Genomic DNA, 14,631 nt, shown 5'->3' with positions numbered 1-14,631 from the left:
GTCTACCGGGCACTGACCAGCACACCGACCGAACGAATCACTCATACCGACCTGGCTCCAGCGGCTTGACAGCCATAGGAGCATCCCGTCCCGGCAGGCATCGGCTGGGGCCATCCGGGGGACTCGTACGGCGGGTACGCCGGAAACAGCGCGTACACCGTTGCGCCGAAACAGGATCGCCGGTCAGGAGGTGGCAGAGCCATGGTCCGCACCGTTGTCGCCGGCCTCGACGGCTCCCCGGAGAGCCGGGCCGCGGCCGAGTGGGCGGCCCGCGAGGCGAAGCTGCGCGGCCTTTCTATGAAGCTCGTGCACGTCTGGGAGCCCGTCCCGACACCTGGGAGCCAGGCCCCGCTGCTAGGCGGCGAAACGCGTCCGCACTGGGCCGAACGCGTCCCCCGCGAGGAGGTGGAGGGTCTTGAACTGCGTCACCCGGGACTGGATATCACCATGGAGGCGCTGAGCGGCCGGCCCGCCGACGTCCTGGCCGACGTGGCGAAGGACGCCGAGCTGCTCGCCCTCGGCTCCCGCGGCCTGAGCGGGCTGCGCGGTTTCCTCGTCGGCTCCGTCGGGCTTGCCGTGGTGTCGCGCGTCGAGCGGCCCGTGGTGCTGGTGCGCGCCGGGGAACAGGCCGTCGACGAGCACGAGCCGGATCCGACGGGCATCCCGTCGGCCAGCACGCGGTACCGCCCCGTCGTCGTGGGCGTCGACACCGCCGAACCCGACGACTCCGTGATCGGGTTCGCGTTCGAGGCCGCCGCCCGCCGGGGCACCGGCGTGTGGGCGCTGCACAGCTGGAGCCCGTCGCCGTACTACGTGCACGACCTGTCCGTCGACCGGAGCCTGCGTGACGAGATCTCCGGGCGGCACACCGAAGCGCTCGCGGAGGCGCTCGCCCCCTGGCGGCAGAAGTACCCGTCCACCGACGTCGTCGAGCACGCCCGCTCCGGCAGCGCGGCCGACCAGCTGATCGAGGCCTCCACCGACGCGTCGCTGGTCGTCGTCGGCCGCCGCGTCCGCCGCAACCCGCTCGGCGCGCACATCGGCCCGGTCACGCACGCCGTCCTGCACCACGCCACCGCCCCCGTCGCCGTCGTTTCCCACGACTGACACCGTCGGCGGGACGGGTGACTGACGCCTGACCACCGGGTACCTGGCCGCGCATGGCCGTGGACAGGAGGACGCAGCGACCGCGCCCGGCAGGGGCCCCGCCGCGCCCGCGCACAGGCCGGGGCCCCGCCGCGCCCGCGCACAGGCCGGGGCCGGGCCGTGCTGCGCTGGGCCACCACGACCGACCACGTCGACCACAAGGTCACTGTTCGGCGGGCTGATGGTGGTGGCCGGTACAGGGCGATCTCGCCCAGTCCTCGGCAGCACGGCGCACCCGCACCCGTGCCGGAAACCCTAGATGCGGTCACCCTTGGGCTTGCCGCGCTGGTCGGGCGTGCCGTGCGGCGGCGGGCTGAACGGCTGCGGCGAGGTGGCCGTCGACACGGGGGAGCCCGTACGGCGCTCGCCCTGCTCCGGCCGCACCGCGTCCGGGTCGCCGGACGTCGGCTCGGCGCCCGCGCGCAGTTGGTCGAGCCGGGACGCCAGCAACTCGGTCACCGGGAGCCGGTCCGCGTGCGACCGCTCGTACGCCAGCAGCTGCTCCACCTCGTCGGCGCTCAGCGACCGCACCCTGCTCTCCAGGCCGCCGAGCGGCAGATGGTCGTAGTCGGGCAGCGGCAGGGCGTTGCGGGCGGAATCGGCCATGGTCCTCACTTCTCGACGTACGGTGTACGGCGGCCGCTACGTACCACGGCCTCGGCGCACGCTCGGGCGACCGCGGCCCCGGACGGTGCCCGCGCTCAGCGGGCGCCGGGCCCGCCGCTGCCGAACGAACCGCTGCTGCCCTTGTCCCAGCGGCGCCGCTCCTTCGACGCGCCGGACCGGGTGCCGACGTTCCCGTGGCCCTTCAGCTGGTGCGGCGTCAGGCGGTGCCGGCCCTGGGGGACCTCGTCCGCCTCCCGGTTCTCCAGGACCTCGCGGACCGGCCCCTCGTCCGGTATCCGGGGCTGCTCCCCGGGGTCAGGCGGAGGCGGCTCCCGGCGTTTGACGCGCATGCCCAGCGCGAAGGCGCCGAGCAGCATCGCCACGACCACCAGGCCCGCCACGAGCAGCCCGATACCGAGGGCGCCCCGCCCCGCGGCCATCTCCATCCATACGGTGTCCATGGCGCGCGAGTACCCCTGGCACCCCGGCTCACCCCTGTCACCGGGCGTTCCGGCGCGGCCGGTCAGCCGGACCGCGCCTCGCGCGTCTTTTGAGCGGTTCGCAAGTTCATCGACGCCCTCGCCCCTGCGGCCGCCGTACTGGCGGGGCCGGCCCGACTGCGGTCCCGAGGACCCCTTGCGGCCGGCCTCCTTGCGCTGCCAGCGGTCGCCGGCCTTTGCGCTGGTCGTCACGGCCAGAGCGTTCCAGGGTCGACGGAAGCTCCTGTCGTCCGGGCACGTCGCCCACCTCCGTCCGTAGTCGCTTCCAGGCATCACGGGTGCCCGGCACCGGGGCCGGAAAACCGGCCGCCACCGCGGGCGGCGCGGGGTTTGACGCGGGCGGCCGGGGCTACCCGCGCGGTGTGACATCGACGACATCCCAGCAGGAGCTGTTCCGGTTCCTGGAGGACCGCTTCGCCTGCGCGCAGGCGTGCACGGAGTGCGCGCGGGTGTGCGCGCTGTGCGCGAGCCTCGTGGATCCCGACGGGACCGAGAACCAGGAACTCGTACGACGCAAGGGCATCATGTGCGCGGAGGTGTGCGACTCCACCTGCCGCGTGCTGTCCGAGCAGAACCAGGTGGACGAGGCGAGCCTGCGCATGCAGGCGGAGTGGTGCCGGGCGGTGTGCCTGGAGAGCGCGCGTGTCTTCGACGGCAGCCCGGGCACCGAGGAGACCGCCGCCGCATGCCGCGCCTGCGCCCGGGCCTGTACGGACTTCCTCGCCACGCTGCGCTGACCGCCGGGCGAGACGACGCCCCCCACGGACAGCTTTCGGGCCGTCCGCCATTCCCAATTTCTGCAACACGTTCTACGGTGTGCGCCGTCAGGACCGGCCTTGGGAGCCTGGAGGCGCCGTGCACCTCGAAAACACGCCCGAGCAGCGGCGGCTGCGCACCGATCTGCGCGCCTACTTCGCCGAACTGGTGCCGGATGACGCCCCCACCCGGCACACCGACCCGGCCGCCCGGAAGCGGTTCTACCGCGCGACCATCCGGCGGCTCGGCACGGACGGCTGGCTCGGCGTCGGCTGGCCGAAGGAGTACGGCGGGCGCGGCCTGACGGCGATGGAGCAGTTCATCTTCTTCGACGAGGCCGCCCAGGCCGGCGTCCCGCTGCCGCTGATGGCGCTGAACACGGTCGGGCCGACGATCATGCAGTACGGCACGGAGGAGCAGAAGGCGTACTTCCTGCCCCGGATCCTCTCCGGCGAGATCGACTTCGCGATCGGCTACAGCGAGCCCGACGCGGGCACGGACCTGGCGTCGCTGCGCACACGCGCAGTGCGGGACGGCGACGCGTACGTCGTCAACGGCCAGAAGATCTGGACGAGCAACGGCGACACGGCCGACTGGGTGTGGCTGGCCACCCGCACCGACCCGGACGCCCCGCCGCACAAGGGCATCACCATGCTGCTGGTGCCGACCACGGACCCCGGCTACTCGTGCACCGTCATCCGCACCCTCGCCGGGCACGACACCACCGCGAGCTACTACGAGAACGTCCGCGTCCCCGTCTCCCGCAGGGTCGGCGAGGAGAACCAGGGCTGGCGGCTGATCACCAACCAGCTCAACCACGAACGCGTCACCCTCGCCGCCCACGGCACCATGGCGATCCGCGCCCTGCACGACGTGCAGCGCTGGGCGATGGAGACCAAGCTCGCCGACGGCCGCCGCGTCGTCGACCTGCCGTGGGTACGCCGCCGCCTGGCCCAGACCCACACCCGCCTCGAGGCGCTCAAGCTCCTCAACTGGCAGATGGTCAGCGCCGTCCAGGACGGCACGCTCACCCCGCAGGACGCCTCCGCGGTGAAGGTCTACGGCTCCGAGGCCCGCCGGGACGCCTACGCCTGGCTGATGGAGATCGTCGCCGCGCCGGGCGCGCTGAAGGAGGGCTCGGTGGGCACGGTCCTGCGCGGCGAGCTGGAACGCGGCTACCGCTCGGCGGTGATCTTCACCTTCGGCGGCGGCAACAACGAGATCCAGCGCGAGATCATCTCGTGGATCGGGCTGGGGATGCCGCGGGTACGACGCTGACCCGTCGCGGAGACGACCTGTGACGAAGGACGATCAGCCCGCACCCTCGCCCGGGGTCGTGTGTGCCCACCGGTTCGCCGTCCGGATCAGCGCAGCGAGAACGTCGACAATCTCTGGCCCTCGCTCAGCACGAGGTACACGTCCTGGCGCCCCTTCGCGGCGGCGGACAGAGAGGCGTTCACCGTCTCGTACGTGTACACCGACCCCGTTCCGGACGCCTTCGCCGTGCCGATGAGCGTGCCGGTCGGCGAGCCGAGCCGTATCTCGACCTTCCCGGCTGCTCCGGCCACCCGCGCACTGAACTTCGCCGCGCCGGAGCCAAGTTGGGCATCGGCGAACTCGAGCCAGGCCCCGTCGGCCGAAGCCCCCACCGCGGTTCCGCGGACCCTGGACTCGTCGACCAGTCGCACACCCTCGTAGTCGTCGAAGTTCTCGGCCCGGGTCGGCCGTGAGAGATCCCGGGCCGGGATCGTCTCGCCGCGCACCTTCAGGGACGTACGGGAGCGGATGTCCTCGGAGGACGCGCCCACGAGGACGTCGTACGTGCCGCTCTCGACCACCCACTTGGAGCGGGTGACGTCCCAGTGCGCGAGGTCCTTCGTCGTGAGCTTCAGCTTGACGGTTTTCGTCTGGCCCGGCTTGAGCGAGACCCGCTGGAACGCCTCCAGCTGTTTCAACGGCTGTTTGTCGCGTGAGACACGCTGGTGGGTGTAGAGCTGCACGACCTCGTCCCCGGCACGCCTGCCGGTGTTGGTGACGGCGACCTCGTATCCGCCGTCGAAGCGCTTCAACTCCCCGTAGCGGAAGGAGGAGTACGAGAGTCCGTAGCCGAACTCGTAGAGCGGCTCGCCCTTGAAGTACTGGTACGTGCGGTCGTGCTTGATGTTGTCGTACTCCAGGATGGAGGGGAGGCCGGCCTCCGACTCGTACCAGGTCTGGGTGAGCCGTCCGGCCGGGTTCACGTCGCCGAAGAGGACGTCGGCGAGGGCGTTGCCGGTCTCCTGGCCCGCGTGGGTGGTCCAGAGGAGGGCCGGGACCTCCTTCTGGAGGGCGCCGAGGGTGGTCGGGTAGCTGTTCTCGACGACCACGACCGTCTTCGGGTTGGCCGCGCGCACCGCCTTGACCAGGGCTTCCTGGGACGGGGCGAGGCTCATGTCCTCACGGTCGTCGTTCTCGCGGCCGTTGATCGCCGGCATGGACCCGACCACCACGACCGCCGCGTCCTTGTCCTTCACCGCCGCCACGGCCTCCTCCGTGCCGCTGCGGACGACGTCCTTGGTGTAGTGCGCGGCCTCGGCCTTGGTGACCAGGCCGAGGGTGCCGTCGGGGCCGGTCGGGCCGAGGTAGACCGGGCTGGACCACCAGGGCTCCCGGGTCTCGTAGCCCGCGTACCGCAGCAGGTGCGTGCCGTCGGCCTGCTCCTCCAGCGCGAACTGCTGCTGCACGAACCATCCGTTCGGCTGAACTTGGTCGTTGACGAAGTTCGACCAGTTGTAGCCGACGTACTTGCCGTTCGCGGCCGACCGCAGGGTCACGATGCCGGCGCCCCAGTCGAACACGTCGAACTGGGCCTCGGCCCCACTGGAGGCGCTCTCCTTCAGCGCCTCGCCGTCGGCGTCCGTCCCCGCCGTCACGTACGTCCCGCTCTCCGCGTTCTTCAGCGTGATCCGGTCCACGCCTTCACTGCTCGTGACCGACGTGCCGAGTTTCCCGGCGATGCCCTCCTTGGGCGTCACGGCGTACGGCAGGGTGCCCGAGTACCAGTCGGTGTAGAGGGTGTCGGCGAGCGGGCCCACGACCGCCACGTCCTGGGACGCGGAGGCATTCAGGGGCAGGGTGGCGCCCGAGTTCTTCAGCAGCACCGCCGCATCGGCCGCCGCCTTCCGCGCGAGCTTCTGATGGGCCGGGCTGTTGATGACGGACTTGTCGATGGAGCCGTATTTCCCGCCGCCCGGGTCGAATTCACCGAGCCGGATGCGGATGTTCAGAATGTGCCCGGCGGCCGTATCGACGTCCGACTCCTTCAACAGGCCTGTGGACACTGCCGACTTGATTGCCGTCGTGGTCCGCACGGAGTTCGTGTCGTCCGTCGTGAAGCTGTCGATGCCCGCCTTCAGCGTGGCCGCGTTGCCCTCGGTCAGGGTGCCGTAGTACTTCTGACTGCCGGTTCCGACCAGGTTGTTGGGCGCGTAGGCGTCGGTGACGTTCAGGAGGTCGTGGGAGGTCCAGCTGCGTACGTCGTCGTCGAGTGCCGGATTGACTGTCGCCGGACGGCCGTTGACGAGGTTGTACGAGGACATCACACCGGTCGCCGCGTCCGCCTCGATCGCCGGTCTGAAGGCCTGCTCCTCGTACTCCTTCAGCACGCGTGGGCGCAGGTCGGACGAGGTGGTGGTGCGGTTGCCCTCGTTGTTGTTGCCGAGGAAGTGCTTGAGCGTGGGCGCCGTCTTGAGGTGGTCTGGGTCGCCGCCGGTGAGGCCGGTGCCGTACGCGGTCGCCATCGCGCTCGTCAGGTACGGGTCCTCGGAGTAGCCCTCCTCGTTGCGGCCCCAGCGCGGGTCGCGCAGCGGATTGACCACCGGGGCCCACAGGTTGAGGCCCCAGCCGGGCGGGCGCTCCTGCTGGAAGCCGCGTGCTTCGTCGCCCACCGCCGAGCCGACCTTCTTCATCAGCGCCGGGTCCCAGGTCGACGCGAGGCCCACGGCCTGCGGGAAGACGGTGGTCTCGCCGAGCCAGGCGACGCCGTGCAGGGCCTCTGTGCCGGTCTTGAACGACTGGATGCCGAGGCGGGGGATCGCGGGCTGCCACTGGTGGAGCAGAGAGATCTTCTCGTCGAGGGTGAGGCGGGAGAGGAGGTCGTCGACACGGCGGTCGACGGAGAGCTTCGGGTTGCGGAAGGCGTACGCGGGGTCGTCCGCCGCGGCCGTTCCCGTTGCCGTGACGCCGACTCCCGCGACCAGGGTCAGGCCCAGGGCCAGGGCGGGGACGCCCCGTCCCACGGTGGTTCTCCGTCTTCTCTTGCCTTTCATGGCACGGCTCCTTCAACTAGGGCTTGACATTCGGAGCTTGGACAGGATTGCCCCCGTGGGGGGAGTGGGGTGGGGGGGGGTCAGGGGCGGGGCCTGGTGCTGGCCCGCACGGTCAGCCGCGGGGACAGCAGAGTCGCCTCCGGTGCGGTACCGCCGCCGAGTTTCCTCATCAGCAGGTCCACCGCCCCAGCGCCCACCTCGGAGGCCGGTATGGCGATCGAGGTGACGGGGACGCGGGCGCGCTCGGCCAGTTCGTCAGGGCAGATCGCCGTGACCGACAGATCCCTCGGGACCCGTAGGCCGAGTCCCTCGAACGCGTCGATCAGCGGCTCCAGGACTGGCTCGTTGTGCACCACGACGGCCGTCAACGCGGGCCGCTCCCGCAGGAGTTGCTCGGCGATCTGGCGGGCCGCCGCGGGCGTCGACTCGCACGGGTGGACCGAGGAGGACAGCCGGTTCCGGTCGGCCGCGGCGGTGAAGCCCTGGACCACGCGCTGGGCGAACCCCGTCTCCCGTACGTACACCTCGGGCGGCGACCCCACGAGCCCGATCACCCGGTGCCCGAGCCCGGCCAGATGCTCGACGCACAGCTCGCCCGCCGCCCTGAAGTCCAGGTCGATGCAGGTAAGCCCCTTCGGTTCCTGAGGGAACCCGATCAGCACCGAAGGCCGGTCCAGGGCGCGCAGCAACGGTTGCCGGGGATCGTGGAGTTGGACGTCCATCACGATCAGCGCGTCGACCAGCGCGGTGTCCGCGACGCGCCGCAGCCCCGCCTCGCCCTCCTCCTGCGTCAGCAGCAGCACGTCGTGGTCGTACTGACGGGCGGCGGTGACCACCGACACCGCGAACTGCATCAACACCGGCACGTGGATGCCGGCCCGTAAGGGAATGACCAGCGCCAGCACGTTCGACCTGCTGCTCGCCAGTGCCCGGGCCCCGGCGTGCGGACTGTAGCCGAGCTGGTGGATGGACGCCTCGATGCGCCGCCGGGTCTCCTCGGAGATCGGGCGCTTGCCGCTCAGGGCGTACGAGACGGTGCTGGGGGAGACCCCGGCGTGCCGCGCCACATCGGAGATCTTGACCATCAGCCCAGCTCCACCGTCAGAAACCCGGTACCGGCCTTCGCCCGCACCTCGCGTCCGCCCGAGGCCAGCCCCCAGGGCGCCGCGGGATCGCTGCACGAAGCCCGCAGCACGTCCCCTTCGCGGACGACGGTGAAGGTCACGTCCCCGACGGGCACCGTCACCTGGGCGCCGCGCCCGAGCCCGTACGCGTGCAGAGTGACCCCGTCGGCGTAGTCGTAGTCGGGACGGTCGTCCACGGCCCCCACCGGGATCACCGCGCCCGGCCTGACCAGCAGCGGCACGCTCAGGAAGCCGTGCCGCTCGCGCACCCAGCGCGGTCCGGTGACCGGCTGTCCGCTGAGGAAGTGGGTCCATGTGCCCTCGGGGACGTAGTACGAGACGTCTCCCTCGTCGGAGAACACGGGGGCGACCAGCAGGTCGGGGCCGAGCATGTACTGCCGTTCCAGATGCGCGCACCCGGGGTCGTCCGGGAACTCCAGGACCATCGCGCGCATCATCGGCACGCCCTCGGTGTGCGCGGCGCGGGCGGCTTCGTACAGGTAGGGCATGAGGCGCAGCTTCAGGCGGGTGAAGAGGCGCAGCACGTCCACGGCCTCTTCGTCGAAGAGCCAGGGGACGCGGTAGGAGGAGCTGCCGTGCAGCCGGCTGTGCGAGGACAGCAGCCCGAAGGCGATCCACCGTTTGAAAAGGGCGGGCGTCGGCGTGCCCTCGAAGCCGCCGATGTCATGGCTCCAGAAGCCGAACCCGGACAGACCGAGGGAGAGCCCGCCGCGCAGCGACTCGGCCATCGACTCGTATGTCGCCTCGCAGTCGCCGCCCCAGTGCACGGGGAACTTCTGGCTGCCGGCGGTCGCCGAGCGCGCGAAGACGACGGCCTCCTCCTCGCCGCGGTGCTTGCGCAGTACGTCGAAGACGGTGCGGTTGTAGAGGTACGTGTAGTAGTTGTGCATCCGCTCGGGGTCGCCGCCGTCCGCGTACGCGACGTCGACCGGGACCCGCTCCCCGAAGTCGGTCTTGAAGCAGTCGACGCCCTGGGCGAGCAGGGCCTCCAGCTTCGACGCATACCACGCGCGGGCGGCCTCGCTGGTGAAGTCGACGAGCGCCATCCCCGGCTGCCACAGGTCCCACTGCCAGACGCCACCGTCCCGCCTCTTCAGCAGGTACCCGAGGGCCTTGCCCTCCGTGAAGAGCGGCGAGCGCTGTGCAATGTACGGGTTGATCCACACGCTGATGTGGAGTCCGCGCTTCTTGAGGCGGGCCAGCATCCCCTCCGGGTCCGGGAAGACCCGCGGATCCCACTCGAAGTCGCACCAGTTGAACTCGCGCATCCAGAAGCAGTCGAAGTGGAAGACGGAGAGCGGGAGTTCACGCTCCTTCATGCCGTCGATGAAGGAGCTGACAGTGGTCTCGTCGTACGAGGTCGTGAACGACGTCGACAGCCACAGCCCGAACGACCAGGCGGGCGGCAGGGCCGGGCGCCCTGTGAGGGACGTGTACTTGCGGAGGATGTCCTTCGGGGTCGGGCCGTAGATGACGTAGTACGTCAACTGCTGTGTCTCGGCGCTGAATTGAACCCGGGACACCGCCTCCGAGCCGACCTCGAACGACACCCGGCCCGGATGGTCGACGAAGACGCCGTAGCCCGCGTCCGTCAGATAGAACGGCACGTTCTTGTACGCCTGTTCCGTGGCCGTGCCCCCGTCGGCGTTCCACATGTCGACGACCTGGCCGTTCTTGACCAGCGGCCCGAAGCGCTCGCCGAGCCCGAAGACCTGTGTGCCCACGCCGAGGTTCAGCTGCTCGCGCAGATAGTGGCCGCCGGTGCCGGCGTCCCGCATGATGCCCATGCCCTTGGGGCCGCTGGAGGTGAGGGTGCGGCCGTCCGCGAGAAAGTCGACGTGCCAGGGGCCGGTGCGGCTCACTTTTATGGACAGGGCGCCCGCGGTGAGGGTCGCGGACTCCTCGTCGTACTCGGTGTGAGCCGTGCTGTGCCTTTCTGGGGGACATCCCCCAGACCCCCGGACCTCTTTGGCCAGCTCGAATTGGGGGCCGTGCGGCTCCTCGCCCTCGAAGTGCGTGAACGTGACGCCGATGACGTCCGGCATGGGCGCGTGCGCGCTGATCGTCACGACCGGTCCCTTCAGCAGGTCGCCGCGGTGGCGGATGGGCTGGGTCGGCGCGTGGATCTCCAGGGCGCCGGCCCCGTCGGTCACATCGAGGACCTCGACCGGATGGGCCGCGGTCACACCCTCGCGCAGCAGCCAGTAGCCATCGGTGAACTTCAAAGGCCACACTCCTTCATTTGACCGCACCCACGGCGATCCCGCGGGTGAGTGTCCGCTGGAAGACGAGGAAGAAGACGATCGCGGGCAGGACGCCCAGCAGCGCGGCGGCGTTCGTCATCGTGGCGTCCATCAGACGCTGGCCCTGGAGCACGCCGAGCGCCACCGACACGGTCTGGTTGTCGTTGGAGATCAACATGACCAGGGGCAGCAGGAACTCGTTCCAGGTCCAGATGAAGAAGAGGACCAGCAGCACGCCGATGGTGGGCCGGCTGACGGGGACCACGATCCGCCACAGCACCTGCCACTTGTTGGCCCCGTCGATCTTGGCGGCCTCGATGATCTCGCGCGGGAACTGGCCGAGCACGGCGGAGAGGAGATACGTACCGAACGCGGCCTGGACCACGGTGAAGACTATGATCACGCTCAACCGGGTGTCGTACAGGCCGGCTTCCTTGCTCAGGTAGTAGACCGGGTAGACCAGCGCCTCCTGCGGCAGCATGTTCGCCAGGACGAAGAAGGCGAGCACCCAGGTGCGGCCCTTGATGCGGCCGATGCCGATCGCGTACGCGTTGAGCACGGACAGGACGACGGCCAGGAGAGCCACGCTGCCGCTGATCAGTACGGAGTTGACGAGCTTCTGCCCGAAGTCGACGCGCTCCCAGAAGTCCTTCAGGTCGTCGAGGTAGAGGCCCTCGGGGAGGCTGAGCGGGCCGTTCGACGAGTACTCGGCGGGCGACTTCACCGCGTTGAGCGCGACGATCAGGAACGGCAGGACCATGAACAGGGCGCCGATGAACAGGGCGACGAGGACGGGATAGCGGCCTACGACGGAGCGGACGGGCCGGCGGGCATCGGTGCGTACGGCTGTCATGTGCGGAGCCCTTCCTCGGCGTCCTCGGCGCGGGTCTGGAGCTTGAGGCCGATCAGCGCCAGCACGAGGATGACCACGGTCAGCACGGTCGAGATCGCGGCGCCGTAACCGACCTGGGTCTTCTCGAAGAAGGTGGTGAAGGAGAAGTAGGAGGGGACGTTGGTCGCACCGCCGGGCCCGCCCTTCGTGAGGACGTACACCGCGCCGAAGACCTTGAGCGCGGCGATCGTGCACCAGACGAGAACGACGTAGATCTCGGGCCGGATCTGGGGGAGGGTGACGTGCCAGAACCTTCGCCACCAGCCGGCGCCGTCCAGCTCGGCGGCCTCGTACAGCTGCGGGTCGACGCGTTGCAGCCCCGCCATGAAGATGACCAGCGGGAAGCCGATCTGCACCCACACCATCACGCCCATCACGCTGTAGAGCGCGAAGTCGGGGTCGCCGAGCCAGTCCTGCTGGAGGCTGCCGAGTCCGATGGCCTTCAGGAGTTCGTTCAGGGAGCCGTTCTCCGGCGCGAGGATCCAGCTCCACACGATGCCCGCGACCGCGATTGGCAGGACCTGCGGGAGGTAGAAGCAGGCGCGGAGCACGGCGACCGTCTTCGTACCGAAGTGCTTGCCGACGAAGTCGAACAGGGCGGCCGCGAGGACCAGCCCGACCACCGTCGGCACCGCCGCCATCGCCACGACCATGAAGAGGCTGTGCCGGAAGGACGCCCAGAACTCCGAATCGTCCATCAGCTCCCGGTAGTTGGCGAGCCCGGTCCACTTCGGGGCGCCGACGCCCTGCCAGTCGGTGAAACTCACGCCCGTGTTCATCAGGAACGGCACGATGATGATCGCGATGAAGGCGAGGATGCCCGGGAGAAGGAACAGGGTGTACGAGTCCCGGGGGCGGCGCGGGCTCTTCGCGTGCTGCTGCTTCTTGGTGACCCGGCCGCCCCGTTCTCCCCGCTTGACGGTGACCGTCATGTCTTCGGTACGCCCTTGTCGTATGCCTCCTGCAGCGCGTCCAGGTAGGCGTCCGGTTTCGCGCTCCCCGTGATCAGCTTCTGCGTCTCGGAGACGAGGACGTCGTAGAAGCCGGGAACGGGCCAGTCCGGGTAGAAGGCCAGGCCGTCCCTCTCGGAGAGGGTGTTGAAGTTGGCGATGAGCGCCTTGGCCTGTGGGTCGGTGATGGCTGCGGGGTCGGCCGCCACCGGGACGCCGCCCTCGTTGCCGAGCAGGTTCTGGATCTTCTTCGACATGGTGATGTCGATGAAGTCGTACGCCAGCTCCTTGTTCTTGGCGCCCTTGGGGACGACCCAGAGGTTGCCGCCGGAGCCGGCGGTCATGTCCGAGTCCGGCCAGAGGAAGGTGCCCCAGTCGAACTTGTTCTCCGCGGCGAAGCGGCCGTACCACCAGCTGCCGGAGAACAGGATGGGACTCTTGCCCTGGATGAAGGAGACCCCGGCGTCCTCAGCCTTCGTACCGCTGGACTTCTTGCTGATGTAGCCCTTCTTCACCCAGTCCGCGAAGGTCTCGGCACCGTAAGTCCAGGCGGCGTCGTGGAAGTCGGTCTTGCCCTTGTAGAGCTGGTACGAGTCGACCCACGCGCGGTCGGCCTTCGACAGGGCGAGCTGGTAGAGGTACTGGCCGGCCATGTACTCGGCGCCCGCGTTGGCCAGTGGGGTGACGCCCTCGTCGACGAACTTGTCCATGGCGGCGGTGAATTCGCCGAACGTGGTGGGTTCCTGGATCCCGTACTTTTTGAAGAGGTCCTTGTTGTAGAACACCATCGTGTACTCGGCGTAGTTGGGGATTCCGTACCAGTTCCCGGAACCCATCACGCCGTTGGTGTCGTACTGACTGGTGGTGCGCACACCGGCGCTGATCTTCTTGTCCCAGCCGCGCCTGGTGGCCTCGGCGGTGAGATCGGTCAGGAGCCCCTGCTTGGAGAGGAGTCCCGCCGTCGCGTTGCCCTTGTTGTACTCCATGAGGTCGGGTGCGTCGCCCGAGTTGAGGACCATCGGGGCCGTCTTCTGGATCTGTTCGAAGCCCTTCTCCTCGAACTTCACCTTGACGCCCGGATGCGTCTTCTCGAACTCCTTGATGGCCGCGTTCCAGGCCACGCCCATCGCGCTGTCCGGACCCTCGTAGTGCCACAGCTTCAGCGTTTTGCCGTCTGATCCACCACTGTCCGAGTCGCCGCAGGAGGCCAGGAGCAGAGCCCCGCTCAGAACCGCCGCAGCGGTCGCCACCACACGCCTTCGTGCCGTCAACATCCAGTGCCTCCAGAGTCGGATGGCTCGCTGCCCTGGTGAGTCGTGCATGTCACGCTCACCGGCTGTCCTCGTCACGCTCGTCGTGGGAGTGCGTCACGCAGGGTTCATCGAATCGCTTCGATGTGCGACGTCGAAGCGCTTCGACGAGGGGAAGGTATGTGGGGGCTGGGGGCGCGTCAATGGGGCGCGTCGGAATTGGGACGGGTGTTCGGTGGGTCGGACGCGGTGTCCGTCAGCTGCGTATGACCGTCGCCAGCGGGATCGGGCGTAGGGGTTTGTGACGTCTGCAGGGGAGGGGCCAGATGGAGGGGGTGGTCGGGAGGATTGAAGCCGTCGCCGCTGCGTGCGGTGTCCTGGAGCTGGCTGTGTAGCGGCCGTCCGTCGGCAGACGTGATCCAGCACGTGAACGCCACGGGCGTCGTGGCCCGCCTCTGCTCCAGGCGCCCGCGCAGCGGCAGTTCGTCAAACCGGGCGGTAGAGATCAAGGCAGTGGCCGGCTGCGACCGCGTCGAGCAGGGCCTGGAGTTCGGGTGGCGGGTCTCTGTCTGTCCAGGCTCGCCACGGGAAGTATGCTTCACTCAGCGTCCGACCGGGCATCGAATTGTTATTCAACTAGGTCAGTCAGGTGATGTTCGGGTGTGCCGTATTCGACGCGTCGGAGCAGACCTTGGCGAATCTGTCCCACCTGGATGAGATCTTCTCCGGCGACGGCACCAGGCCGATGCGGTTGCCGCGCTGGCAGGCCGGCGGTTCACCAGCGGGCCTGGCGGTCACCTTGATCGCTGACTACACGTTTCCGGCCCGGGCCTGGT

The 14,631-nt window shown here is 69.4% G+C and carries 11 protein-coding genes; 3 read left to right on the top strand and 8 right to left on the bottom strand.

Going from position 1 to position 14,631, the window contains the following annotated elements; genetic code table 11:
* The first annotated feature begins 201 nt into the window (after positions 1-201).
* Positions 202-1,107 carry a universal stress protein gene (locus H8R17_RS41940; protein WP_187828448.1) on the top strand — a complete coding sequence of 302 codons (906 nt, stop codon included), beginning with the start codon at positions 202-204 and terminating at the stop codon, positions 1,105-1,107.
* 294 nt (positions 1,108-1,401) lie between these two features.
* Here the strand turns inward: H8R17_RS41940 and H8R17_RS41935 are convergent, their stop codons facing one another.
* Positions 1,402-1,752 carry a hypothetical protein gene (locus H8R17_RS41935; RefSeq protein ID WP_187828447.1) on the bottom strand — a complete coding sequence of 117 codons (351 nt, stop codon included), beginning with the start codon at positions 1,750-1,752 and terminating at the stop codon, positions 1,402-1,404.
* A gap of 95 nt (positions 1,753-1,847) precedes the next feature.
* Complete coding sequence (locus tag H8R17_RS41930) at positions 1,848-2,213, bottom strand: DUF6479 family protein (protein WP_187828449.1); 366 nt, start codon at positions 2,211-2,213, stop codon at positions 1,848-1,850.
* A gap of 401 nt (positions 2,214-2,614) precedes the next feature.
* On the opposite strand from H8R17_RS41930, the gene H8R17_RS41925 reads away from it, so the two are divergent.
* The gene (locus H8R17_RS41925; RefSeq protein ID WP_187828446.1) at positions 2,615-2,989 is read left to right on the top strand and encodes a ferredoxin; all 375 of its coding nucleotides are present in this window, start codon (positions 2,615-2,617) and stop codon (positions 2,987-2,989) included.
* Between the two features lie 118 nt (positions 2,990-3,107).
* Positions 3,108-4,286 carry an acyl-CoA dehydrogenase family protein gene (locus H8R17_RS41920; RefSeq protein ID WP_187828445.1) on the top strand — a complete coding sequence of 393 codons (1,179 nt, stop codon included), beginning with the start codon at positions 3,108-3,110 and terminating at the stop codon, positions 4,284-4,286.
* Between the two features lie 86 nt (positions 4,287-4,372).
* Here H8R17_RS41920 and H8R17_RS41915 read toward each other — a convergent pair whose 3' ends face one another.
* From H8R17_RS41915 to H8R17_RS41890, 6 genes are all read right to left on the bottom strand, one after another.
* The gene (locus H8R17_RS41915; RefSeq protein WP_316959703.1) at positions 4,373-7,285 is read right to left on the bottom strand and encodes a glycoside hydrolase family 3 C-terminal domain-containing protein; all 2,913 of its coding nucleotides are present in this window, start codon (positions 7,283-7,285) and stop codon (positions 4,373-4,375) included.
* A 110-nt stretch (positions 7,286-7,395) separates the two neighbouring features.
* The gene (locus H8R17_RS41910) at positions 7,396-8,400 is read right to left on the bottom strand and encodes a LacI family DNA-binding transcriptional regulator (protein WP_187828443.1); all 1,005 of its coding nucleotides are present in this window, start codon (positions 8,398-8,400) and stop codon (positions 7,396-7,398) included.
* On the bottom strand, positions 8,400-10,685 hold the full coding sequence (yicI, locus tag H8R17_RS41905; protein WP_187828442.1) for an alpha-xylosidase: 2,286 nt from the start codon (positions 10,683-10,685) through the stop codon (positions 8,400-8,402). The genes H8R17_RS41910 and yicI overlap by 1 nt, the downstream gene beginning before the upstream one ends.
* A 13-nt stretch (positions 10,686-10,698) precedes the next feature.
* The gene (locus tag H8R17_RS41900; protein WP_187828441.1) at positions 10,699-11,556 is read right to left on the bottom strand and encodes a carbohydrate ABC transporter permease; all 858 of its coding nucleotides are present in this window, start codon (positions 11,554-11,556) and stop codon (positions 10,699-10,701) included.
* On the bottom strand, positions 11,553-12,527 hold the full coding sequence (locus H8R17_RS41895; RefSeq protein ID WP_187828440.1) for a carbohydrate ABC transporter permease: 975 nt from the start codon (positions 12,525-12,527) through the stop codon (positions 11,553-11,555). The genes H8R17_RS41900 and H8R17_RS41895 overlap by 4 nt, the downstream gene beginning before the upstream one ends.
* On the bottom strand, positions 12,524-13,819 hold the full coding sequence (locus tag H8R17_RS41890) for an extracellular solute-binding protein (protein WP_187828439.1): 1,296 nt from the start codon (positions 13,817-13,819) through the stop codon (positions 12,524-12,526). Before H8R17_RS41890 ends, H8R17_RS41895 begins: the two co-directional genes overlap by 4 nt.
* Positions 13,820-14,631: the final 812 nt, after the last annotated feature.

Source organism: Streptomyces sp. TRM68367 (assembly GCF_014495685.1).
In the GTDB taxonomy this organism is placed as follows: domain Bacteria; phylum Actinomycetota; class Actinomycetes; order Streptomycetales; family Streptomycetaceae; genus Streptomyces.
This window is presented reverse-complemented; position numbering and strand designations above follow the sequence as displayed.